Below are 24961 nucleotides of genomic sequence, written 5' to 3' on the forward strand. Positions count from 1 at the left end.
TTTTAAATCGACAGGGATCATATTGTGCGTGGCGCTTAAATCAGTGGATTGACTTTGTTTTTGCCAGTGGCATGATGCGCACGAAATCTGAACTTCCTCACGGTTTTTAATCCATGACCACCTATACCCGGCCAGTGCTTCTGTTGCTCTGTGGCCTGCTTCTGTTGACCCTGGCGATCGCAGTGTTAAATACGCTCGTCCCGCTGTGGCTCGCCCATGAAAACTTACCGACCTGGCAGGTGGGTATGGTCAGCTCGTCCTTTTTTACCGGGAACCTGCTGGGCACATTATTAACCGGTAGCCTGATTAAGCGTTTTGGCTTTAATCGCAGCTATTATCTGGCTTCGCTGATTTTTGCCGCCGGATGTGCCGGGCTGGGACTGATGGTTGGTTTCTGGAGCTGGATGGCATGGCGCTTTATCGCTGGCGTAGGCTGCGCGATGATTTGGGTGGTGGTTGAAAGTGCGCTGATGTGCAGCGGCACATCACGTAACCGCGGACGCCTGCTGGCCGCCTATATGATGGTTTACTACGTCGGCACCGTGCTGGGTCAACTGATGGTTAGCAAGCTGCCAACCGACCTGATGAGCGTTCTGCCGTGGGTAACGGGCATGGTGCTGGCCGCAATCCTGCCGCTGCTGTTTACGCGCATTGTGAACCAGAACAGCGAGCATCAGGAAGCGACCCACATCTGGCCGATGCTGAGGCTGCGCCATGCGCGCCTGGGGATTAACGGCTGTATTATTTCCGGGATTGTGCTGGGTTCGCTCTATGGCCTGATGCCGCTCTACCTGAATCATCAGGGCATGAGCGATTCCGGAATAGGGTTCTGGATGGCGGTGATGGTCAGCGCCGGGATTGTAGGGCAGTGGCCTGTCGGTCGTTTGGCTGACCGCTTTGGTCGCCTGCTGGTGCTGCGCGTTCAGGTTTTCGTGGTGATCATGGGATGCCTTGCGATGCTCAGCAATGCCGCCATGGCACCGGCCCTGTTTATTCTCGGGGCTGCGGGCTTTACGCTCTATCCTGTTGCGATGGCCTGGGCCTGTGAGAAAGTTGAACATCACCAGCTGGTGGCGATGAACCAGGCGCTGTTACTGAGCTATACCATCGGCAGTTTATTAGGGCCGACGTTTACCGCGATGCTGATGCAGAATTATTCCGATAACCTGCTGTTTATCATGATCGCCAGCGTATCGTTTATTTATCTCTTAATGCTGCTGCGCAAAGCGGGCGAGCACCCAACGCCAGTGGCACATGCCTGATTAAATAAAAGCCTGTCGATGACAGGCTTTTTTGTCCCCATCACAACTAAGAGTTTTACTTATTGTGTGTTTATCTCACCAGGCGATAATTCACAGGAGTCCTACCACAATAAGGCAGCCATCATGTCTATACGTCGTTTTTCCACTACTGCGCTTGCCGTAGTGTTGTCTTTAACGTTTGCAACCGCTCCGGTCATGGCTAATCCTGGAAATGGGAATGGCGGTGGTCACGGAAACGGTGGCGGACAAGGTAATAGCGGCAATCATGGCAACGGGAATTCTGGTGACCATGGTAATAAGCAAAACAACGGTAAGGACAATCCGGGAAAATCGGATAAGAGCTTCAAAAACAGCAAAGATGTCAGTAATGATGTCGACGTTCGTGTGAGCTTCGATCATGCCCGCCATCTGGCACTGAATTACGGCTTAACGGGCTATGATTCTCTGCCTCCGGGGATCGCAAAAAACCTGGCGCGCGGTAAACCGCTGCCTCCGGGCATTGCGAAGAAAACCGTGCCAGCGTCTATGCTGGGCCAACTTCCTTCTTATCCGGGCTATGAATGGCGGGTGGTGGGGGATGACCTGGTCTTAATCGCATTGAGTACCGCGATTGTGACCTCCGTTATTAACGGCGTCTTCAAATAGAATAAAGAAAAGGCCCGGTTTTCACCGGGCCTTTTCTTTAATACATCACCTTGTGGCCGTACTGTTCAAGAATACCTTTGACGCGTTCCATCGTCTCTTTTTTCGGCGGCTTCACGCCATCAAGCTTATATTCTTCACCCATCGCCACCCATTTGTGTTTACCGAGTTCGTGATAGGGCAGAAGCTCAATTTTCTCCACGTTGCCCATATCACGGGTAAATTCGCCCAGACGGTGCGCGGAATCATCATCATCTGACCAGCCCGGCACGACCACATAGCGGATCCAGGTTTTAATGCCTTTGTCGGCAATGTATTTGGCAAATTCCAGCGTGCGGTGGTTGGAGACGCCAACCAGGTTCTGGTGGATCTCATCATTCATCTGTTTGAGATCGAGCATGACCAGATCGGTCACTTCGAGCAGTTCATCAATAACCGGATCGTAGCGGCGTACAAAGCCATTGGTGTCGAGACAGGTATGGATGCCTTCCTTGCGGCAGGCACGGAACCAGTCGCGGACAAATTCAGCCTGCAGGATGGCCTCGCCGCCGGACGCGGTGACACCGCCGCCGGACGCGTTCATAAAGTGGCGGTAGGTCACCACCTCTTTCATCAGATCTTCAACGGTTACTTCTTTCCCGCCATGCGTATCCCAGGTGTCACGGTTATGGCAGTACAGGCAGCGCATCAGGCAGCCCTGGAAAAAGGTGATAAAGCGGATGCCCGGGCCATCGACGGTGCCACAGGATTCAAAGGAGTGAATGCGACCAATAATTGACATTGCGGTGATATCTCCAGCATCGGCCCGTCCGGGGCCTGTGTATGCACAGCTCAAAACCGGCTGTGTTAAGTCTGTTTTGGCTGTTATCCATTAAGTATAGATAGCGGACAAAAGAGACTGAGATGGAGAGGGTGCTAAAAAGGCCCCACTGACGTGGAGCCTTTATTGTACGCTTTTTAACGCGTGATTTCAGTCAATTCCAGTTAGATGGACTGAGTGAAAGTACGGGTGATAACGTCCTGCTGCTGTTCTTTAGTCAGGGAGTTAAAACGTACTGCGTAGCCAGATACGCGGATGGTCAGCTGAGGATATTTCTCAGGGTGTTCCATCGCGTCGAGCAGCATTTCACGGTTCATTACGTTCACGTTCAGGTGCTGACCACCTTCGATGGACGCTTCGTGGTGGAAGTAACCATCCATCAGACCCGCGAGGTTAGTTTTACGCACTTCGTCGTCTTTACCCAGCGCGTTTGGCACGATAGAGAAGGTATAAGAGATACCATCTTTCGCGTAAGCAAACGGCAGTTTAGCAACGGAGGTCAGAGAGGCAACTGCACCTTTCTGGTCACGACCGTGCATTGGGTTAGCACCTGGGCCGAATGGCGCGCCAGCACGACGACCGTCTGGGGTGTTACCGGTTTTCTTACCATACACAACGTTCGAGGTGATGGTCAGAACAGACTGAGTCGGGATAGCGTTACGGTAAGTCGTCAGTTTCTGAATTTTCTTCATGAAACGTTCTACCAGGTCAACCGCCATGTCATCAACGCGAGAGTCGTTGTTACCAAACTGCGGGTATTCACCTTCGATTTCGAAGTCTACAGCCAGGCCGTCTTCGTCACGAATTGGTTTAACTTTCGCATATTTGATTGCAGACAGGGAGTCAGCGGCAACGGACAGACCCGCGATACCACATGCCATGGTGCGAACCACGTCACGGTCGTGCAGCGCCATCAGAGAGGCTTCGTAGCTGTACTTGTCGTGCATGTAGTGGATAACGTTCAGCGCAGTGACGTACTGTTTAGCCAGCCAGTCCATGAAGTGATCCATACGATCCATCACTTCGTCGAAGTTCAGAACGTCGCCTTTGATCGGCTCAGACTTAGGACCAACCTGCATTTTCAGTTTTTCATCAACGCCGCCGTTGATTGCGTACAGCATGGTTTTCGCCAGGTTTGCACGCGCACCGAAGAACTGCATTTGTTTACCAACAACCATTGGGCTTACGCAGCAAGCGATAGCGTAATCGTCGTTGTTGAAGTCCGGACGCATCAGGTCATCGTTCTCGTACTGCAGAGAAGAGGTATCGATAGACACTTTAGCGGCGAATTTCTTGAAGTTCAGAGGCAGTTTTTCTGACCACAGAACGGTGATGTTCGGCTCCGGAGAAGGACCCATGGTGTACAGGGTATTCAGGAAGCGGAAGCTGTTTTTGGTTACCAGAGTACGGCCGTCAACGCCCATACCACCGATTGATTCTGTTGCCCAGATTGGGTCACCAGAGAACAGCTCATCGTATTCAGGGGTACGCAGGAAGCGAACCATACGCAGTTTCATGACCAGGTGGTCAATCATTTCCTGAGCGTCTTGCTCGGTGATTTTGCCTGCTTTGATATCACGTTCGATGTACGCATCCAGGAAGGTGGATACGCGACCGAAGGACATTGCTGCACCGTTCTGAGACTTAACCGCGGCCAGGTAGCCGAAGTAGGTCCACTGGATAGCTTCCTGAGCGTTGGTAGCAGGACCAGAGATATCGCAGCCATATTTAGCAGCCATCTCTTTGATCTGACCCAGTGCGCGGTGCTGTTCAGCGATTTCTTCACGCAGACGGATAGTCGCTTCCAGGTTTACGCCGTTTTCCAGGTCAGACTGCAGGGAAACGAACTGCGCATATTTGTCTTTCAGCAGGAAGTCGATACCGTACAGCGCAACGCGACGGTAGTCACCGATGATACGGCCACGGCCATACGCATCTGGCAGACCGGTCAGAACGCCAGATTTACGGCAGTTCAGAATGTCTTTGGTGTAAACATCGAATACACCCTGGTTGTGGGTTTTGCGGTATTCGGTGAAGATTTTTTTCAGCATTGGGTCCAGCTCGCGGTTATACGCTTTGCAGGAACCTTCAACCATTTTGATGCCACCGAACGGGATGATTGCGCGTTTCAGTGGTGCTTCAGTCTGCAGACCAACGATTTTCTCAAGGGCTTTGTTGATGTAACCAGCATCGTGAGAAGTGATGGTGGAAGCAACGGAGGTGTCAAAATCAACTGGCGCGTGAGTGCGGTTTTCCAGTTTAACGCCTTCCATTACGCTGTCCCACAGCTTGGTGGTCGCGTCAGTTGCGCCAGCCAGGAAGGATTCGTCACCTTCATACGGGGTATAGTTTTTCTGAATGAAGTCACGTACGTTTACTTCATTCTGCCAGTCACCTTTCGCAAAACCTTCCCAGGCTGTGGCTAACTTTTCATTAAGCTCGGACATGTAACACCTACCTTCTTAAGTGGATTTTTTATTTACTGCCTGAGACAACCATTAATGATGGTCGTCGCCACGCAGGTAAATGACCCAGTATGTCAACCCAACTAACAGACCCCCACCGATAATGTTCCCGATAGTGACAGGGATCAGGTTATCAGTAATGAAGTTCATGATAGTCAGGTGAGAGAAACTTTCCGGATTTGAACCAACTGCGGTCCAGAACTCCGGGCTCGCAAAGTTGCGGATAACAATCCCCATTGGGATCATAAACATATTCGCAATACTGTGCTCGAAGCCGCTGGCAACAAACATCGCAACCGGCAGAACCATAATCATGGCTTTGTCCATCAGGCTACGACCCGAGTAGCTCATCCAGACGGCCAGGCAGACCATCAGGTTTGCGAGGATGCCGAGAGCAACAGCTTCGATAAATGTATGGTGCATTTTGTGGTCAGCGGTTTGCAGGACGTTAAGCCCCCAGCCACCGTTGGCGGTCATATACTCGCCAGAGAGCCACATCAACAGAACAAAGAGCAGACAGCCAATCAGGTTACCAACATAGACGTTTAGCCAGTTGCGTGCCAGTTGACCCCAGGTAATTCTTCCGCTGGCTTTCGCCACAACAATCAGCACCGTAGAGGTGAAAAGGTCGGCGCCGCAGATGACGCAAAGAATCAGACCCAGTGAGAAGCAAATGCCGCCAATCAGTTTGGCCATGCCGAAAGGCATCCCGGCAGTACCGGTGGTGGCAGTGATGTAGAAGACGAAAGCGATTGAGATGAACACACCGGCCGTGATCGCCAGATAGAACGTCTTCATCGGGTGTTTCGTTGCTTTATAGACACCCGCTTCTTCGGCAACTTTGGCCATTGCAGCTGGGAGTAAAAGATCAAAAGGGTTGTCAGCTTTCACACTAACTCTCTCTTTATTAAGTCGGCGACGAGATACTAACAAAGCATTATAGAAGAGAAATTGATATAGATCATATCTCGCCTGGCTTATAGGCCCGCAATGTGTATGGATTTACAGTGAATGCGGAGTAAGTATTTGATTATCCGTATAAAAATAAATTTTAAAAGTTATGAAAAGAGTTGAATTTTTTCGTTAGGCCTCCCGTAAAACAGTTAATTAAAATGGAGTATTTACCACAAAAAGTAACAGCCCAGCCCAGGTAAGTATTATTATATTTACCCGTAATTAACTTAATTATTACAATCAAACGTCATTACCGAAAAAAAAAAAAAGGGGCAATGAAATTGCCCCGTAATATAGCCCAGACGATTGGATACGCCTACATCTGGTAATGTTATGTGCGCTTATTTTGACCAGTAAGCGGTTTTTGCCTTCTGTAATTTTTCATACGCTTTCAGCAGCGACTGATGCGCCGGGAAGGCTTTCAGATCGCTATCAACAGCCTGCAGGCCATAGAACGGCTCTTCGCCGCTCAGCGCCGCGCTGGCCGCTTCGACGGCATCTGCACCGTACATACGGACAAAGGCATTCAAGTACTGCAGAGGTTCACGGTCCTCTTCCTGAGCGAGCAGCAACAGCGTCTGAAGACAGCGGTAGTAGTTGGTGCGCTCGGCTGAGAAGACGGACTGGTTGAATTCCATGGTCCACTCGGTCCAGGCCAGGGCCTGGTCCAGATCGCCACCCGCAAGAGCCAGCATCGCTTTCAGCTCACCAATACGCAGGGTGTACCAGCCGTTGTCTTTACCGGTCGCCAGACCCAGCAGTTCACGCACGCGGGTGAAGTCATCGTGGCCTTCTTCGTCCAGTTGGGCGATCAGGTTCAGATAATCTTCTTTCTCCCACTCGCTGCCCGGCAGGGCCAGCAGCGTTTCGCGCAGGTGTGCGCCCATGCTGTTATTCGCCAGCCACAGATCTTCAGCCGGGTAGATGTCGGACATGCCAGGAACGATAATGCGGCACGCGTAGACGCCAAGGTGTTCGTAGTCAGCAATATAGACGTCCTGGTCTTCCGCTTTGAAGATTGCCATCAGCGTGGCGAACTCTTCTTCCGTGGTACCGGCAAAACTCCAGTCCACGAACGGATAGTCTGCATCCTGCTTAAACATGTCCCAGGAGATCAAACCGCTGGAGTCGATGAAGTGGGTTTCGAGGTTGGTGTGCTCGGCCACTTCTTCATCGTCAAAGGTTGGCGGGGTGAACACGTCGAGATCTTTCAGGCTACGGCCCTGCAGCAGCTCGGTGACGGTACGCTCCAGCGCCACGCCGAAGTCCGGGTGCGCGCCGAAGGAGGCAAAACAGGTGCCGTTGGTCGGGTTAAACAGCACGACGCAGATAACGGGATATTTGCCGCCCAGCGAGCCGTCATAGGCAAAGATTGGGAAACCTTCTGCTTCCAGCTTAGCGATGGATTCCACCACGCCCGGATAGCGCGCCAGCACGTCTGCCGGAATTTCTGGCAGGCTGATGGATTCGGCAATAATGCGGTTTTTGATGTGACGTTCGAAGACTTCAGAAAGACCCTGCACGCGCGCTTCATTGCGGGTGTTACCCGCGGACATACCGTTGGATACATACAGGTTGCCGACAATGTTCATCGGGATGTAAACGGTCTTTTCGTCAGACTGGCGAGTAAACGGCAGGGCGCAGATACCGCGATCCTCGTTACCGGACTGCAGATCGATCAGCATGCTGGCAGTCAGTTCGCTGTCTGGATCGTAGAACGCACGCAGGCGCGCGTCGAGAATGCCTTCCGGCAGTTCGTCGTCTTCGGTCAGCGGGAACCATTTTTCGTTCGGATAGTGAACGAACGGGCCGTTAGCGATGGTTTCGCCCAGCCAGAAGTCAGCGAAGAAATAGTTAGTGGACAGACGCTCAAAATACTCACCCAGCGCAGAGGCCAGTGCCGCTTTTTTTGTCGCGCCTTTACCGTTGGTAAAGCACAGGGCACAGTCTTTATCGCGAATATGCACGGACCAGACATGCGGCACCGGATTGAGCCAGGAGGCTTCTTCGATGTTAAAACCCAGGTCGGTCAGTTTCTGCTGGAAGCGAGCGATGGAATCTTCCAGAGCGGCGTCTTTGCCGGGGATAAACGTTTGAGTCATGGCGTTCACTTTTATCGTACGTAAAGCGCGCAATGATACGGGTTTTGCGTGACGGGTGCTATCTTCGGCGAAAATAAAAGGCTGGGCTATGCTTAGTGGCAGTAACTGACTGTTAAGGCATAGAAAAATGAAAGCATTTGATCTCCAGCGGATGGCGTTTGATAAAGTTCCTCCTGAATTTCTGGGCGAAGTGGCGCTGCGCAGCCTGTATACCTTCGTGCTTGTCTTCCTGTTTCTTAAAATCACCGGCCGTCGCGGCGTGCGGCAGATGTCGCTCTTTGAAGTGTTGATCATCCTGACGCTGGGGTCAGCGGCGGGGGACGTCGCCTTTTATGACGATGTGCCGATGGTGCCGGTGTTTATCGTTTTTGTCTCACTGGCGCTACTTTACCGTCTTGTCATGTGGCTGATGTCGAAAAGCGAAAAGCTGGAAGATCTGCTTGAAGGGAAGCCGGTCGTTATCGTCGAGGACGGACAGCTGGCCTGGGAAAATGTAAAAAGCGCCAATATGACCGAGTTTGAGTTCTTTATGGAGCTACGCCTGAACAGCGTTGAACAGCTCGGGCAGGTGCGGCTGGCGATCATGGAAACCAACGGGCAGATCAGCGTCTATTACTATTCTGACGACGAGGTGAAGCCGGGACTGTGTATCCTGCCGGATATGCTGATCGAGCGTTTCAGAACGGTTCCTGAATCAGGCGAGTATGCTTGCGTAAGATGTAGCCATGTTGTCGCGATGCAGCCGGGAGATCGTCAATTGTGCCCCCGCTGTGCAAATCCGGAATGGACGAAGGTTAGCCGGGCCAAACGTATCACCTGACAGCCATTTTGTCGGTTTTGTCTTAGCGAGGCGGCAGATTGTTTTGTGTGACGCGGGGCACATTTCATGGGTCATAAGTTTTAGACATTGCGGCGCGTGTCACTGAATGATAAAACCGATATCCACAGTTATAACTTATGGCTTTTAGCGTGGTGAGGGGAAATGGCTCAAGTCTTTAATTTCAGTTCAGGTCCGGCAATGTTACCGGCAGACGTGCTTAAACAGGCTCAACAGGAGCTGTGTGACTGGAACGGTCTGGGTACGTCGGTGATGGAAGTTAGCCACCGTGGTAAAGAGTTTATTCAGGTGGCGGAAGAGGCAGAAAAGGATTTTCGCGATCTGCTGAACATTCCCTCGAACTACAAAGTATTGTTCTGCCACGGCGGTGGGCGCGGTCAGTTTGCCGGTATCCCGCTCAACCTGCTGGGAGACAAAACTACCGCTGATTATGTGGACGCGGGCTACTGGGCGGCCAGCGCTGTCAAAGAAGCGCATAAGTACTGCACACCGAATGTCATCGACGCCAAAGTGACCGTTGACGGCCTGCGCGGCGTTAAGCCGATGAGCGAGTGGCACGTTTCTGATAACGCAGCCTATCTCCACTACTGTCCGAATGAAACCATCGACGGTATCGCCATCCATGAAGAGCCAAACTTTGGTGAAAACGTGGTTGTTACCGCGGACTTCTCTTCGACCATTCTTTCCACGCCGCTGGACGTTAGCCGTTACGGTGTGATCTACGCTGGCGCACAGAAAAATATCGGCCCTGCTGGGCTGACAATTGTGATTGTGCGTGAAGACCTGCTGGGCAAAGCACACAAATCCTGCCCGTCGATTCTCGATTACACCGTGTTGAACGATAACGATTCTATGTTCAACACGCCACCAACGTTTGCCTGGTATCTCTCCGGGCTGGTCTTCAAATGGCTGAAGCAAAACGGCGGCGTGGCGCAGATGGATAAGGTTAACCAGCAGAAGGCTGAACTGCTGTATGGCGTGATCGACAAGAGCGATTTCTACCGCAACGATGTGGCGAAAGCTAACCGTTCCCGCATGAATGTGCCGTTCCAGCTGGCGGATAGCAACCTGGACAAAGTGTTCCTGGATGAGTCCTTCTCTGCGGGTCTGCACGCGCTGAAAGGCCACCGTGTGGTGGGCGGCATGCGTGCCTCCATCTATAACGCGATGCCGCTGGAAGGCGTTAAAGCGCTGACCGATTTCATGATCGACTTCGAACGTCGTCACGGTTAATTTGCTGTTTTTCACCCCCGCAGCATCCCTGCGGGGTTTTTATTATGTTGAGTTGAGAGTTTAGTTTTCATGGAATCCCTGACGTTACAACCTATCGCGCGGGTAGATGGCACCATCAATCTGCCTGGTTCAAAAAGTGTCTCGAACCGCGCTCTGCTGCTGGCAGCTCTGGCAAACGGCACCACCGTCCTCACAAACCTGCTGGACAGCGATGACGTGCGCCATATGCTCAATGCACTGAAAGCGTTGGGCGTTCATTACACTCTCTCTGACGATCGTACCCGTTGTGAAGTCACCGGCAACGGCGGCGCATTACGTTCCGCTGAAGAGCTTGAGCTGTTTCTGGGTAACGCGGGTACCGCGATGCGTCCGCTGGCGGCAGCCCTGTGTCTGGGCAGCAACAATATTGTGCTGACCGGCGAACCGCGTATGAAAGAGCGTCCGATTGGCCATCTGGTCGATGCCTTACGCCAGGGCGGCGCGCAGATTGACTATCTGGAGCAGGAAAACTATCCACCACTGCGTCTGCGCGGTGGTTTTACCGGCGGTAACGTCGAGGTGGACGGCAGTGTTTCCAGCCAGTTCCTGACGGCACTGCTGATGACCGCGCCGCTGGCACCGCAGGATACGGCGATCGCGATTAAAGGCGATCTGGTTTCTAAACCGTACATTGATATCACGCTGCACCTGATGAAAACCTTCGGCGTTGAGGTGGAAAACCAGTCTTATCAGCGCTTCGTGGTGCGCGGGGCGCAGCAGTATCAGTCTCCGGGCAGCTACCTGGTTGAAGGGGATGCGTCATCCGCGTCCTACTTCCTGGCCGCGGGTGCGATTAAAGGCGGCACGGTAAAAGTGACCGGTATTGGCCGTAACAGCGTGCAGGGCGATATCCGTTTTGCGGACGTGCTGGAAAAAATGGGCGCGGTTGTGACCTGGGGCGATGACTTTATCTCCTGTACCCACGGTGAGTTGAACGCCATCGACATGGACATGAACCATATCCCGGATGCGGCGATGACCATCGCCACGGCGGCGCTGTTTGCCAAAGGCACTACCACGCTGCGTAATATCTACAACTGGCGCGTAAAAGAGACGGACCGCCTGTTCGCGATGGCGACCGAGCTGCGTAAGGTCGGCGCAGAGGTGGAAGAGGGCGAAGACTACATTCGCGTGACTCCGCCGGCAAAACTGCAGGTTGCGGAAATCGGCACCTATAACGATCACCGTATGGCGATGTGCTTCTCGCTGGTGGCGCTGTCCGACACGCCCGTGACCATTCTTGATCCGAAATGTACGGCGAAAACCTTCCCGGACTACTTCGAGCAGCTGGCGCGCATTAGCACGCTGGCCTGATACCTTCATGCCGCATCATCCGATGCGGCATTTCCTTACGCTTCCTGACGAACACTCCCGCTCATTTCTTCTACACTCTGCTTCTATCATTCTGTAATTTGCACGCAAAGGTAACAGTTGCGCACGTTGGCGCGTATAATGCGCGGCGTTCATGTAAACGGTATGCCTTATTTAAGGAGAAAAAGATGACGGCACTTGCCCCGGTAATCACCATTGATGGGCCTAGTGGCGCAGGGAAAGGTACTCTGTGCAAAGCGATGGCAGAAGCATTGCAATGGCATCTTTTAGATTCGGGAGCAATCTATCGCGTGCTGGCTCTGGCTGCGCTGCATCACCATGTGGATGTCGCCTCTGAAGAAGCGCTGGTACCGCTGGCTGCACATCTGGATGTGCGTTTTGTTTCGACTGATGGCAACCTTGAAGTGATCCTGGAAGGAGAGGACGTCAGCGGGGAAATTCGTACTCAGGAAGTCGCTAACGCGGCCTCCCAGGTCGCGGCCTTCCCGCGCGTTCGCGAAGCCTTGCTGCGCCGCCAGCGTGGTTTCCGTGAAGCCCCAGGTCTGATCGCTGACGGACGCGATATGGGAACCGTGGTATTCCCTGATGCGCCTGTGAAAATTTTCCTCGATGCCTCTTCGGAAGAACGTGCTCAACGCCGCATGCTTCAGTTGCAGGAAAAGGGGTTTAGTGTTAACTTTGATCGCCTTTTATCCGAGATAAAAGAGCGCGATGACCGCGATCGTAACCGCGCCGTCGCCCCACTTGTTCCTGCAGAAGATGCATTAGTTCTGGATTCAACCAGTTTAACTATTGAGCAAGTGATTGAAAAAGCGCTACAATATGCGCGCCAGAAATTGGCACTCGCGTAATCGCGACCGATTTAGCAGTACCCCCGCTGCAATGGATTGACGGCGGGTATGTGAAACAACCCCATCCGGCACGGAGCCAGGTGGACGTTATCTTAACCTGAAGATTAAACATGACTGAATCTTTTGCTCAACTATTTGAAGAATCCTTAAAAACAATCGAAACCCGTCCGGGTTCCATCGTTCGTGGTGTTGTTGTTGCTATCGACAAAGACGTAGTACTGGTTGACGCCGGTCTGAAATCTGAGTCCGCCATTCCGGCAGAGCAGTTCAAAAACGCCCAGGGCGAGCTGGAAATCCAGGTTGGTGACGAAGTTGACGTTGCTCTGGATGCAGTGGAAGACGGCTTCGGTGAAACCCTGCTGTCCCGTGAGAAAGCTAAGCGTCACGAAGCTTGGATCACGCTGGAAAAAGCTTACGAAGAAGCTGAAACTGTGGTCGGTGTTATCAACGGCAAAGTTAAAGGCGGCTTCACTGTTGAGCTGAATGGTATTCGTGCGTTCCTGCCAGGTTCACTGGTAGACGTTCGTCCAGTCCGTGACACCCTGCACCTCGAAGGCAAAGAGCTTGAGTTCAAAGTAATCAAGCTGGACCAGAAGCGTAACAACGTTGTTGTATCCCGTCGTGCCGTTATCGAATCCGAAAACAGCGCAGAACGCGATCAGCTGCTGGAAAACCTGCAGGAAGGCATGGAAGTCAAAGGTATCGTTAAGAACCTCACTGACTACGGCGCATTCGTTGACCTGGGCGGCGTTGATGGCCTGCTGCACATCACCGACATGGCGTGGAAACGCGTTAAGCACCCAAGCGAAATCGTGAACGTTGGCGACGAAATCACTGTTAAAGTGCTGAAGTTCGACCGCGAACGTACTCGTGTATCCCTCGGCCTGAAACAGCTGGGCGAAGATCCATGGGTAGCTATCGCTAAGCGTTACCCAGAAGGTACTAAACTGACTGGTCGCGTTACCAACCTGACTGACTACGGCTGCTTCGTTGAAATCGAAGAAGGCGTTGAAGGCCTGGTGCACGTTTCCGAAATGGACTGGACCAACAAAAACATCCACCCATCCAAAGTTGTTAACGTTGGTGATGTAGTGGAAGTGATGGTTCTGGATATCGACGAAGAACGTCGTCGTATCTCCCTGGGCCTGAAACAGTGCAAAAACAACCCATGGCAGCAGTTCGCGGAAACCCACAACAAGGGCGACCGTGTTGAAGGTAAAATCAAGTCTATCACTGACTTCGGTATCTTCATCGGCCTGGACGGCGGCATCGATGGCCTGGTTCACCTGTCTGACATCTCCTGGAACGTTGCAGGCGAAGAAGCAGTACGTGAATACAAAAAAGGCGACGAAATCGCTGCAGTTGTTCTGCAGGTTGACGCAGAGCGTGAGCGTATCTCCCTGGGCGTTAAACAGCTCGCAGAAGATCCGTTCAACAACTGGGTTGCACTGAACAAGAAAGGCGCAATCGTAAACGGTAAAGTGACTGCAGTTGACGCTAAAGGCGCAACCGTAGAACTGGCTGACGGCGTTGAAGGTTACCTGCGCGCTTCCGAAGCTTCACGTGACCGCGTTGAAGATGCCACTCTGGTTCTGAGCGTTGGCGACGACGTTGAAGCTAAGTTCACCGGTGTTGACCGTAAGAACCGCGCAATCAGCCTGTCTGTTCGTGCTAAAGACGAAGCTGATGAGAAAGATGCAATCGCAACTGTTAACAAACAGGAAGATGCAAACTTCTCTAACAACGCAATGGCTGAAGCTTTCAAAGCAGCTAAAGGCGAGTAATATCAAGTTCTCAGCATCATTTGAGCTGTAACGCATTTACAGCGAGAAGGATGAGGAGCAGACTTGACAGATTGCAGGATTCGTCCTGTAATCAATAACAAAGGGCGGCTACGGCCGCCCTTGTTTAATGAGCTGTTCAGCTAATTGGTTTGAAAGGAACCGGAGGAATCATGACCAAGTCAGAATTGATTGAAAGACTTGCCAGTCAGCAACCGCACATCCCAGCAAAGGCTGTGGAAGATGCTGTTAAAGAGATGCTGGAGCATATGGCCACCACTCTTGCCCAGGGCGAGCGCATTGAAATCCGCGGTTTCGGTAGTTTTTCTCTGCACTATCGTGCTCCACGTACCGGGCGTAACCCGAAGACTGGCGATAAAGTTGAGCTGGAAGGCAAGTACGTTCCGCACTTTAAGCCGGGTAAAGAACTGCGCGATCGCGCCAATATTTACGGCAACTGAGTTTTAGCCATAATGGCTAAGCTGGGTTTAAAAGAAAGCACCTGCGGGTGCTTTTTTTGTGCCTCTCGTCTGCATTTCTGAATGCGTCACGCATTTCCATTCTGGCTTTTCTGCAAACCGCTAAAAACGTTGCAGCGCCCGCCGTAACGCCCCTTTTTCCTGTCTGACGACACGCTATTCTCACGGCATACTGCCCGAAACAGGGAGGTATAAATGGGGATTCACATTGTCAGTGCTTGCGCCATTCTGGCCATTATTCCGCTCTATTGGTTACCTGTTTTACCGGAGCCAGAGAGCGTCTGGATGATGATTGCCGCAGGGATCGCGTTAGCCGCGCAGCAAAGACGATGGCTAACGTTCTCAGGCATCGGGTTGCTCTTTTTTTGCTGGGGCGTATTAGCGGCGCAGGAGAGCGTTTGGCCCTTGAATCATCTCACGACAGGGCCGCAGCAAGCGGAGGTGGTAATTACAGCAACCGACGGCGCAACAATGCATCAGGGAAACATTGTCAGCCTCAACGGAAAACGCTGGTGGGGCGTTACTGGGGTGACGCTGTATGGCAATTACCTGCCCCAAAAGGTGTGTGCCGGTCAACGCTGGGCCATGGTGCTGCGTCTTAGAGCGGTACATGGTGAATTAAACGACGGTGGCTACGATTCGCAGAAAAATGCTTTTGCCCGACATCAAACGCTGAGCGGGCGTTTTACGCATGCTGAGGCTGTTGACGCACGCTGTAGTCTGCGTTCACGGTATCTGGGCTCACTGCAAAACGCACTCACAGCATACCAGTGGGGGCTGGTGATCCTTGGGCTGGGGATGGGGGAGCGCCTGAATGTACCGCGTGAGATAAAAAATCTCATGCGCGAGACAGGGACAATACACTTGATGGCAATTTCGGGTCTGCACATCGCGCTGGCTGCGTCCATCGTCTGGTTACTGGCAAGAGGGTTGCAATATTTCCTGCCGAGCCACGCTATCCATTGGCAGTTTCCCATGCTTGCAGGTCTGTGCTTTGCGGCTTTTTATGCATGGTTAACGGGGATGCAGCCGCCCGCAATGCGCACGGTGGTCTCTCTCATGGTGGTGGCTGCGCTGCGGATTAGCGGCCGTCAATGGTCTCCCTGGCAGATCTGGTTAGCCTGCGTGGCGGCGATTCTGATTTTTGACCCTGTTGCTGTTCTGTCGCAAAGCTTTGCGCTGTCGGCGTTTGCGGTTGCGGCATTAATTTTTTGGTACCAGTGGCTACCGCTTCCGAACGGGCTCTGGATCCGCCGAATAAAACCTCTGGCAAATCTCATACATCTGCAAACAGGGATGCTGTGCCTGCTGCTTCCACTGCAGGTGCTGATATTTCATGGTTTCAGCCTGTCTTCATTCCTCGCGAATCTGTTTGCTGTTCCGCTGGTCACGTTTATTTCCGTGCCCCTGATCCTTCTCGGTATGCTGCTCCATCTTTTTCCGCTGGCGTTACTGGAGAACGCTGTCTGGTATGCGGCCGATAAGTCTCTGGCAGGGTTATTCGGGTTGCTGACTCGTTTGCCGGACGGCTGGCAGGATGTCGATGAACGTTGGCAATACCTGACGCTGCAACCCTGGCTTGCCATTATCGGCTGGCGTTTTAGAAGCTGGAAAGTTCTACCGGCTGTATGTCTGACAGCAAGTATTATGCTCGCACTTCCTTTGTGGCGAACGGATAAAACTGACAGCTGGACGCTGCACATGCTGGATGTCGGGCAGGGGCTGGCAATGGTAATTGAACGTCAGGGGAGGTCTATTTTATACGATACCGGGCTGGCCTGGCCGGGGGGCGATAGCGGGCAGCAGTTGATCATTCCATGGTTACGCTGGCATCATCTGAAGCCAGAAGGGGTGATCCTGAGTCATGAGCATCTCGACCACGCGGGAGGACTGGCATCGCTGCAAAAAGCCTGGCCCGAAATGTGGGTGAGGAGTCCGCTGCACCAGGATGGACATCTTCCTTGTTTTCGAGGGCAGCGATGGCAGTGGCAGGGGCTAACGTTCAGCGTTCACTGGCCGCCTGAAGAAGGGCACGCCAAAGGTAACAACCGCTCCTGCGTGGTTAAGATCGACGACGGTGAGCAGAGCATCCTGCTGACCGGGGATATTGAAGCACAGGCCGAAATGGCAATGCTGAGCCACCGCTGGCGCCATCTTGCGTCTACACTCATTCAGGTACCTCACCACGGCAGCAACACCTCGTCTTCTATGCCGTTGGTGCAGCGTGCCGAAGGGGAAATAGCGCTGGCCTCTGCAGCCCGCTATAACGCGTGGCATTTTCCATCCGCGAAAGTGGTGCGGCGCTACGGGAAAGAGGGATATACCTGGCTAGACACCCCTCATTCTGGACAAATATCGGTGACATTTTCGCAACATAACAGGCAGATCCGACGCTTGCGTGAACACAATTTACCGCGTTGGTATCATCAGTGGTTTGGCGCGCCCGTAGATAACGGGTAGAATATGCGGCTATTTCAACAAATGCTGGTTTTTTGAATGCATAACGACAAAGATCTCTCCACGTGGCAAACGTTCCGCCGACTCTGGCCGATGATTGCCCCTTTCAAAGCAGGCTTGATCGTGGCGGGCGTAGCGTTAATCCTCAACGCAGCCAGCGATACTTTTATGCTATCGCTCCTCAAACCGTTACTGGATGACGGTTTTGGTAAAACGGATCGCTCAGTGCTGCTATGGATGCCGCTGGTGGTTATTGGGCTGATGATCTTACGCGGTATTTCCAGCTATATCTCCAGCTACTGTATCTCCTGGGTATCAGGAAAAGTGGTAATGTCCATGCGTCGCCGACTCTTCGGTCACATGATGGGCATGCCGGTCTCATTCTTTGATAAACAGTCTACGGGCACGCTGCTGTCACGTATTACCTACGATTCAGAGCAGGTGGCATCATCGTCCTCCAGCGCGCTGATTACCGTGGTCCGTGAAGGCGCATCGATCATCGGCCTGTTTATCATGATGTTCTATTACAGCTGGCAGCTGTCGCTCATCCTGATCGTGCTGGCCCCGGTTGTCTCCATTGCTATCCGCGTCGTCTCAAAGCGTTTCCGCAATATCAGTAAGAATATGCAGAATACGATGGGGCAGGTCACGACCAGCGCTGAACAGATGCTGAAAGGCCACAAAGAAGTGTTGATCTTTGGTGGTCAGGAAGTCGAAACCAAGCGCTTTGATAAGGTCAGCAATAAAATGCGCCTGCAGGGAATGAAAATGGTGTCGGCCTCCTCTATCTCCGATCCTATCATTCAGCTGATTGCCTCACTGGCACTGGCATTTGTTCTGTATGCGGCGAGCTTCCCGAGTGTAATGGAGACCCTGACTGCAGGGACCATCACCGTAGTGTTCTCCTCCATGATTGCGCTGATGCGTCCGCTGAAATCCCTGACCAACGTGAACGCGCAGTTCCAGCGCGGGATGGCAGCATGCCAGACGTTGTTCAGCATTCTCGATTCCGAGCAGGAAAAAGATGAAGGTACGCGCGTGATTGAGCGTGCAAACGGAGACGTTGAATTCCGCAATGTGACCTTTACCTATCCAGGCCGTGAAGTGGCAGCACTGCGTAATATCAACCTGACGATTCCAGCAGGTAAAACCGTTGCGCTGGTGGGCCGTTCCGGCTCGGGTAAATCAACCATTGCCAGCCTGATTACGCGCTTCTACGACATTGATGAAGGCGAAATCCTGTTAGATGGTCATGACCTGCGGGAGTATACCCTGCAGTCGCTGCGTAACCAGGTTGCACTGGTTTCTCAGAACGTGCATCTGTTCAACGACACGGTTGCCAACAACATCGCCTATGCGCGTACTGAAGAGTACAGCCGCGAGCAGATCGAGAATGCCGCACGCATGGCGTATGCGATGGACTTCATTAACAAGATGGATAACGGTCTGGATACCATCATTGGTGAAAACGGCGTGCTCCTTTCCGGTGGTCAGCGTCAGCGTATCGCCATTGCGCGTGCGCTGCTGCGCGACAGCCCAATCCTGATTCTGGATGAAGCGACGTCCGCGCTGGATACTGAATCTGAACGCGCTATCCAGTCAGCGCTGGACGAACTGCAGAAGAACCGCACCTCTCTGGTGATTGCGCACCGTCTCTCGACCATCGAACAGGCTGATGAAATCGTGGTGGTAGAGGACGGCGTGATTGTCGAGCGGGGCAGCCATGCCGATCTGCTCGCCCACCGTGGCGTCTACGCTCAGCTTCATAAGATGCAGTTCGGTCAACAATGATTGCACGCATCTGGTCCGGTGAATCACCGCTGTGGCGACTGCTTCTGCCGCTCTCCTGGCTCTATGGCCTGGTGAGCGGTGCCATTCGTCTGATGTACCGCCTGGGGCTGAAGCGCGCCTGGCGCGCACCGGTTCCGGTTGTGGTGGTCGGTAACCTGACCGCTGGTGGGAACGGCAAAACGCCGGTGGTGATCTGGCTGGTGGAGCAGTTGCAAAAACGCGGTATTCGCCCAGGGGTTGTATCGCGCGGCTACGGTGGTAAAGCGACGCACTATCCGCTTCTGCTTACGGCTGATACAACAACGGCCGAAGCGGGTGATGAACCGGTCCTGATCTATCAGCGGACAGGTGTGCCGGTTGCGGTCTCACCCGTGCGCAGCGACGCCGTTCAGGCACTGCTTGCCGGGCACGCGGTGGACATCATTATCACCGACGATGGCCTTCAGCATTACGCGCTGGCGCGTGATAAAGAGATTGTGGTTATCGACGGCGTGCGCCGTTTTGGCAACGGCTGGTGGCTGCCTGCCGGCCCGATGCGTGAACGCGCGTCGCGTCTTCAGTCCGTTGATGCGGTCATTGTTAACGGTGGCCAGGCTAAGCCAGGGGAAATCCCTATGCATCTTCAGCCTGGCATGGCGGTTAACCTGTTAACGGGCGAGCGTAAGGCGGTTGAACAGCTGCCTGCGCTGGTGGCGATGGCGGGTATTGGCCACCCTCCGCGCTTCTTCGCGACGCTGGAGCAGTGTGGTGCCCGGCTGGAAAAATGCGTTCCGCTGGCGGACCACCAGGCGTTGGTGGAAGGCCAGGTAGACGCCCTGACCGTACCCGGGCAGTCGCTGATCATGACCGAAAAAGATGCGGTGAAATGCCGTGCCTTTGCGAAAGAAAACTGGTGGTATCTGCCGGTTGACGCTGAACTCAGCGGCGAGCAGCCGGAACACTTGCTCAAGGAACTGATTGCGTTGGTGCGATAAACGCTTACGCGGTTCTGGTGGCGCTTTGACTGACAGGAAAACGCATGTCTTTACCGCAACTCTCGCTTTCAGCCGCACGTCATTTACACCTTGCTGCCCAAGGGCTGCTTAAAAAGCCTCGCCGTCGCGCACAACCCTCTGACATTCTCTCCACCGTACAGCGCATGTCGTTGCTGCAAATCGATACCATCAACATCGTGGCGCGAAGCCCTTATCTGGTGCTCTTCAGCCGCCTGGGCAATTATCAGCCGCAGTGGCTGGACAATGCGCTTAGCCAGGGTGAGCTAATGGAATACTGGGCACATGAAGCCTGTTTCCTGCCCCGCAGTGATTTCGCACTGATTCGTCACCGCATGCTCTCTCCGGATAAGATGGGCTGGAAATATCGTCAGGAGTGGATGCATGAACACGCCGCTGAAATTGAGCAGCTTATCGCGCATATTCAGGAAAACGGTCCAGTGCGTTCGTCTGATTTTGAGCATCCGCGAAAAGGGGCGAGCGGATGGTGGGAGTGGAAACCGCATAAACGTCATCTGGAGGGGTTGTTTACATCCGGTAAAGTGATGGTTGTGGAACGACGTAACTTTCAGCGCGTATACGACCTGACGCACCGCGTGATGCCGCACTGGGACGACGAGCGTGACCTGCTTACGCAGGAAGCGGCCGAAGCCATCATGCTGGAGAACAGCGCCCGCAGTCTGGGAATTTTTCGTCCGCAATGGCTGGCAGACTACTACCGACTCCGTCAGCCCGCGCTTAAACCGTTGCTGGATGTGTGGCAGCGCGAGCAGCGCGTCATACCTGTCGCTGTCGAAACGCTGGGCGAGATGTGGCTGCATGCCGATTTACTCCCGCTTTTACCACAGGCGCTGGAAGGTAAGCTCAAGGCCACACACAGCGCGGTACTGTCACCTTTCGACCCGGTCATCTGGGACAGAAAACGGGCCGAGCAGCTGTTCAATTTCAGCTACCGGCTGGAGTGTTACACCCCCGCGCCAAAACGCCAGTACGGCTACTTCGTTTTGCCTCTGCTGCATAAAGGGCAACTGGTGGGACGCATGGATGCCAAAATGCACCGCAAAACCGGGACGCTTGAAATCATCGCGCTGTATCTTGAAGACGGGGTTAAGGCGACGGCTACCCTGGAGAAAGGATTATCATCCGCCATTAGCGAATTTGCGCGCTGGCAAGGGGCGAACAGCGTGACGCTGGGTCGTATGCCGGACGGGCTGTTTACGACCTGCCGAAGTGGTTGGGAAACAGACACTCCCTGAAAAGGGAATGTGTTAAGCTTTAGCGATTACCCATACGGAGGAACTATGGATCACCGTTTACTTGAAATTATTGCCTGCCCGGTGTGCAACGGCAAACTCTACTACAGCCAGGATAAACAAGAGTTGATATGCAAGCTGGACAGTCTGGCTTTCCCGCTGCGGGACGGTATTCCGGTCCTGCTGGAAAATGAAGCCCGTTCCCTGGTGGCAGAAGAGAGCAAGCCATGAGTTTCGTTGTCATTATTCCGGCGCGCTATGCATCAACGCGTCTGCCGGGTAAACCTCTGGTTGATATCAACGGCAAGCCAATGATTGTGCATGTCCTGGAGCGTGCGCGTGAATCGGGTGCAGACCGCGTCATCGTGGCAACCGATCACCCGGACGTGGCGCAAGCGGTTGAAGCGGCGGGTGGTGAAGTGTGCATGACTCGCGCCGATCACCAGTCCGGCACTGAGCGTCTGGCGGAAGTGGTTGAGAAATGCGGTTTCAGCGATGATACGGTCATCGTCAACGTGCAGGGCGACGAGCCGATGATCCCGGCGGTTATTATTCGCCAGGTAGCGGAAAATCTGGCGCAGCGACAGGTTGGCATGGCCACCCTCGCGGTACCCATTCAAAATGCTGAAGAAGCATTTAACCCGAATGCGGTTAAAGTGGTTATGGATGCCGAGGGCTATGCGCTCTATTTCTCACGCGCGACGATCCCCTGGGATCGCGATCGCTTTGCGGTATCGAAAGAGACCATCGGTGATTCATTCCTGCGCCACATTGGGATCTACGGCTATCGTGCGGGCTTCATTCGCCGCTATGTCAACTGGGCACCAAGCCCGCTGGAGCATATTGAAATGCTGGAGCAGCTCCGCGTGCTCTGGTATGGCGAAAAAATCCACGTAGCCGTTGCCAAGGAAGTTCCCGGAACGGGCGTTGATACGCCGGAGGATCTTGAGCGCGTTCGCGCCGAACTGCATTAATTTTGCCTCCATCCCTCCTTTCGGGGGGATGTTCTCACCCCACAATTTTTCCTTTCTTACCCATAATTGATCTCTTCCGGGTGACATCCTTTGCTCTCGCGCTCATTATAAAAGCAGTAGCCTTAATGGGGGTAATCTCATATGGAACAGCTGCGTGCCGAACTGAGCCATCTGCTTGGCGAGACGTTGAGCCGGGTCGAGTGTGTGAATGAAAAGGCGGATACCGCACTTTGGGCGCTGTATGACAGTCATGGAAACCCAATGCCTCTCATGGCCAGAAGCTTTACCTCACCCGGCGTCGCCAGACAGCTGGCATGGAAAATATCGATGCTGGCAAGGGAAGGTACGGTGCGAATGCCGACGGTTTACGGTGTCATGACGCATGAGGAACACCCCGGCCCGGATGTCCTGCTTATTGAGCGCCTGCGTGGCGTCTCTGTTGAAGCCCCGGCGCGCACGCCGGACCGCTGGGAACAGCTGAAAGATCAGATCGTCGAGGCGTTGCTGGCCTGGCACCGGCAGGATAGCCGCGGGCTCGTCGGTCCCGTCGACAGCACTCAGGAGAACCTGTGGCCGCTCTGGTATCGTCAGCGGGTGGAAGTGCTGTGGGGAACGCTTAACCAGTTCAACAACACCGGTTTAACCATGCAGGACAAACGCATTCTGTTTCGTACCCGCGAGTGCTTGCCTGCGCTGTTTGACGGCTTTAATGACAACTGCGTGCTGATACACGGCAATTTTACCCTGCGCAGCATGCTGAAAGATCCCCGCAGCGACCAGCTGTTGGCGATGGTTGGGCCGGGCATTATGCTCTGGGCACCGCGCGAGTACGAACTGTTCAGACTATGCGACAGCGCCTCTGCGGAAGGTTTGCTCTGGCATTATCTGCAACGAGCACCTGTCGCGGAGGCGTTTCTCTGGCGGCGCTGGCTCTATTTGCTCTGGGATGAAGTGGCGCAACTGGTGAATACCGGACGGTTCAATCGCGCCAACTTCGACCTGGCGACAAAATCACTCTTGCCCTGGCTCGCCTGACGCGCCTTTCAGCCATTGCCAGAGGCGTCCAAGCGTCTCGTAACCGACACGATCGCTGTGCATCAACCAGACCGGGGACGGGATTGCTCGTTCCCACGGGTTAAGCGGCGCGTTGATCGCTATCTGGTTAGCCGGTGCGGGTAGGGGGTGTAATCCCTGTTTCTCGAAGAAAATCATCGCTCTCGGTAAATGCGACGCCGATGTCACGAGCAGGAACGGCACGTCGCCGATGGCCTGCTTCACCGCGGCGGCTTCCTCTTCGGTGTCTTTTGGGCTGTCCAGGGTGATGATAGATGAACGCGGCACGCCCAATGATTCAGCGACGCGTGCGCCAGCCTCCGCCGTACTCACCGGGTTTGTTTTGGCGGCGGCTCCGGTGAAGATCATTTTCGAACCCGGATTAGCAAGCCACAGGCGGATACCTTCGTTCAGGCGCGGCAGGCTGTTGTTGATCAGATTAGAGCTGGGTGCCCAGTTCGGATCCCAGGTATACCCGCCACCCAATACCACGATGTACTCCACTTTCTGATTTCCCTGCCAGGTCGGGTACTTATTTTCGATGGGGCGTAACAGACCATCCGCGACCGGCTGCAGGCTCAGCAGCAGCATCATCAGCCAGCCGAGGGTGATAAGCGTTTTGCCACTTTTCTGAAAGCGACTGAACCACACCAGTGCCAGCCCCAGCGCGATGAGAAGCAGCAGCAGGGGAAGGGGAAGCATCATGCCTCCGATGTATTTTTTTAGGGTAAAAAGCATCCTTTTTGGTTCCTTTTTTAACCATACAGCAGGCGATTACCCGTGATATTACACCAGAGTGGTTCATTCTCCGCGCGGGTGTGACAAAATAGCGGTTTTGCAGTTAGCGAGTGGAACCTTCCCAATGCGGGATCGCAATTTTGATGACATCGCGGAAAAGTTTTCGCGCAACATTTATGGCACCACCAAAGGTCAGCTTCGTCAGACGATCCTCTGGCAGGATCTGGACAAGCTGTTGGCGGAATTGGGTGACCGGCGGTTGCGCGTGCTCGATGCCGGTGGCGGGGAAGGTCAGACTGCAATTCTGATGGCGCAGCGGGGGCACCACGTCACGCTTTGCGATCTTTCTGCTGAGATGGTTACTCGCGCCGAACGCGCGGCAGAAGAGAAAGGTGTGAGCGACAACATGCATTTTATACATTGCGCCGCTCAGGACATTCCCCAGCATTTGGAAACGCAGGTTGATCTGATATTGTTTCATGCTGTGCTCGAATGGGTCGCCGAACCGCAAGCCATGTTAAAAACGCTGTGGTCGATGTTGCGTCCGGGCGGTGCGTTATCGCTGATGTTCTACAATGCAAACGGTCTGCTGATGCGAAACGTGCTGGTGGGCAATTTTGGCTACGTGCAGCAGGGTATGTATAAAAAGAAACGGCGCACGCTATCGCCGGATTTCCCACGTGAACCGCAGCAGGTCTATGGCTGGCTGGAGGAGATCGGTTGGGAGATCACCGGTAAAACAGGCGTGAGGGTGTTTCATGATTATCTGCGTGATAAACAAAAACAGCATGACTGTTTAGACGCCTTAACAGAAATAGAAACGCGGTATTGCCGCCAGGAGCCTTATCTGAGCCTTGGCCGCTATATACACGTCACCGCGCGCAAGCCGCAGAAGCAAGGATAAT

General features: G+C 53.7%; 21 protein-coding genes. 16 read left to right on the forward strand and 5 right to left on the reverse strand.

The window, feature by feature from the left end:
* Positions 1-113 precede the first annotated feature (113 nt).
* Together EXW94_RS17675 and EXW94_RS17680 are read left to right on the forward strand one after the other, a co-directional pair.
* Positions 114-1262, forward strand: a complete 1149-nt coding sequence (locus EXW94_RS17675; protein WP_148399730.1) for an MFS transporter — start codon at positions 114-116, stop codon at positions 1260-1262.
* A gap of 123 nt (positions 1263-1385) precedes the next feature.
* Positions 1386-1907 (forward strand): anti-virulence regulator CigR family protein, encoded by a 522-nt coding sequence (locus EXW94_RS17680; protein ID WP_120158466.1) that lies wholly within the window; start codon positions 1386-1388, stop codon positions 1905-1907.
* Positions 1908-1944: 37 nt separating this feature from the next.
* Here the strand turns inward: EXW94_RS17680 and pflA are convergent, their stop codons facing one another.
* From pflA to ycaO, 4 genes are all read right to left on the reverse strand, one after another.
* Positions 1945-2685: a pyruvate formate lyase 1-activating protein gene (pflA, locus tag EXW94_RS17685; protein WP_010429226.1), complete on the reverse strand. Its 741-nt coding sequence runs from the start codon at positions 2683-2685 to the stop codon at positions 1945-1947.
* A 203-nt stretch (positions 2686-2888) separates the two neighbouring features.
* Positions 2889-5171, reverse strand: a complete 2283-nt coding sequence (pflB, locus tag EXW94_RS17690) for a formate C-acetyltransferase (protein WP_089597765.1) — start codon at positions 5169-5171, stop codon at positions 2889-2891.
* 51 nt (positions 5172-5222) lie between these two features.
* Positions 5223-6080 (reverse strand): formate transporter FocA, encoded by an 858-nt coding sequence (focA, locus tag EXW94_RS17695; RefSeq protein ID WP_126543592.1) that lies wholly within the window; start codon positions 6078-6080, stop codon positions 5223-5225.
* A gap of 404 nt (positions 6081-6484) precedes the next feature.
* On the reverse strand, positions 6485-8245 hold the full coding sequence (ycaO, locus tag EXW94_RS17700; RefSeq protein ID WP_148399728.1) for a 30S ribosomal protein S12 methylthiotransferase accessory factor YcaO: 1761 nt from the start codon (positions 8243-8245) through the stop codon (positions 6485-6487).
* A 127-nt stretch (positions 8246-8372) separates the two neighbouring features.
* Here ycaO and EXW94_RS17705 point away from each other — a divergent pair, with 127 nt between their 5' ends.
* The 13 genes from EXW94_RS17705 (at position 8373) to EXW94_RS17765 (ending at position 23300) form a co-directional block, all read left to right on the forward strand.
* Positions 8373-9065 (forward strand): DUF421 domain-containing protein, encoded by a 693-nt coding sequence (locus EXW94_RS17705; RefSeq protein ID WP_108416006.1) that lies wholly within the window; start codon positions 8373-8375, stop codon positions 9063-9065.
* Between the two features lie 162 nt (positions 9066-9227).
* Complete coding sequence (gene serC / locus EXW94_RS17710) at positions 9228-10316, forward strand: 3-phosphoserine/phosphohydroxythreonine transaminase (protein WP_174340655.1); 1089 nt, start codon at positions 9228-9230, stop codon at positions 10314-10316.
* 69 nt (positions 10317-10385) lie between these two features.
* Positions 10386-11669, forward strand: coding sequence for a 3-phosphoshikimate 1-carboxyvinyltransferase (gene aroA, locus EXW94_RS17715; RefSeq protein WP_108416008.1), 1284 nt, complete (start codon positions 10386-10388; stop codon positions 11667-11669).
* 185 nt (positions 11670-11854) lie between these two features.
* Complete coding sequence (gene cmk, locus EXW94_RS17720; protein ID WP_010429248.1) at positions 11855-12538, forward strand: (d)CMP kinase; 684 nt, start codon at positions 11855-11857, stop codon at positions 12536-12538.
* A gap of 110 nt (positions 12539-12648) precedes the next feature.
* Positions 12649-14322 (forward strand): 30S ribosomal protein S1, encoded by a 1674-nt coding sequence (gene rpsA, locus EXW94_RS17725; protein WP_010429251.1) that lies wholly within the window; start codon positions 12649-12651, stop codon positions 14320-14322.
* 170 nt (positions 14323-14492) lie between these two features.
* On the forward strand, positions 14493-14780 hold the full coding sequence (ihfB, locus tag EXW94_RS17730; RefSeq protein WP_003858233.1) for an integration host factor subunit beta: 288 nt from the start codon (positions 14493-14495) through the stop codon (positions 14778-14780).
* A 213-nt stretch (positions 14781-14993) separates the two neighbouring features.
* Entirely contained in the window at positions 14994-17258 is a 2265-nt protein-coding gene (locus EXW94_RS17735; RefSeq protein WP_174340656.1) for a ComEC family protein, read from the forward strand.
* Between the two features lie 36 nt (positions 17259-17294).
* Positions 17295-19046: a lipid A ABC transporter ATP-binding protein/permease MsbA gene (gene msbA, locus EXW94_RS17740; protein ID WP_089598356.1), complete on the forward strand. Its 1752-nt coding sequence runs from the start codon at positions 17295-17297 to the stop codon at positions 19044-19046.
* Positions 19043-20020 carry a tetraacyldisaccharide 4'-kinase gene (gene lpxK / locus EXW94_RS17745; RefSeq protein ID WP_174340657.1) on the forward strand — a complete coding sequence of 326 codons (978 nt, stop codon included), beginning with the start codon at positions 19043-19045 and terminating at the stop codon, positions 20018-20020. Before msbA ends, lpxK begins: the two co-directional genes overlap by 4 nt.
* Positions 20021-20064: 44 nt before the next feature.
* Positions 20065-21294 carry a winged helix-turn-helix domain-containing protein gene (locus EXW94_RS17750; protein WP_174340658.1) on the forward strand — a complete coding sequence of 410 codons (1230 nt, stop codon included), beginning with the start codon at positions 20065-20067 and terminating at the stop codon, positions 21292-21294.
* 45 nt (positions 21295-21339) lie between these two features.
* Positions 21340-21522, forward strand: a complete 183-nt coding sequence (ycaR, locus tag EXW94_RS17755; RefSeq protein WP_006174474.1) for a protein YcaR — start codon at positions 21340-21342, stop codon at positions 21520-21522.
* Positions 21519-22265, forward strand: a complete 747-nt coding sequence (gene kdsB / locus EXW94_RS17760) for a 3-deoxy-manno-octulosonate cytidylyltransferase (RefSeq protein WP_174340659.1) — start codon at positions 21519-21521, stop codon at positions 22263-22265. The genes ycaR and kdsB overlap by 4 nt, the downstream gene beginning before the upstream one ends.
* A gap of 141 nt (positions 22266-22406) precedes the next feature.
* Positions 22407-23300, forward strand: a complete 894-nt coding sequence (locus EXW94_RS17765; protein WP_042713970.1) for a YcbJ family phosphotransferase — start codon at positions 22407-22409, stop codon at positions 23298-23300.
* On the opposite strand, the gene elyC is transcribed toward EXW94_RS17765, so the two are convergent.
* Entirely contained in the window at positions 23277-24056 is a 780-nt protein-coding gene (gene elyC, locus EXW94_RS17770; protein WP_010429275.1) for an envelope biogenesis factor ElyC, read from the reverse strand. The two genes, EXW94_RS17765 and elyC, sit on opposite strands and share 24 nt — an antisense overlap.
* Positions 24057-24180: 124 nt before the next feature.
* On the opposite strand from elyC, the gene cmoM reads away from it, so the two are divergent.
* Positions 24181-24960 carry a tRNA uridine 5-oxyacetic acid(34) methyltransferase CmoM gene (gene cmoM, locus EXW94_RS17775; RefSeq protein WP_010429276.1) on the forward strand — a complete coding sequence of 260 codons (780 nt, stop codon included), beginning with the start codon at positions 24181-24183 and terminating at the stop codon, positions 24958-24960.
* The last annotated feature ends 1 nt before the right edge of the window (position 24961 follow it).

Source organism: Enterobacter sp. JMULE2 (genome assembly GCF_013337145.1).
Taxonomy (GTDB): domain Bacteria; phylum Pseudomonadota; class Gammaproteobacteria; order Enterobacterales; family Enterobacteriaceae; genus Enterobacter; species Enterobacter mori.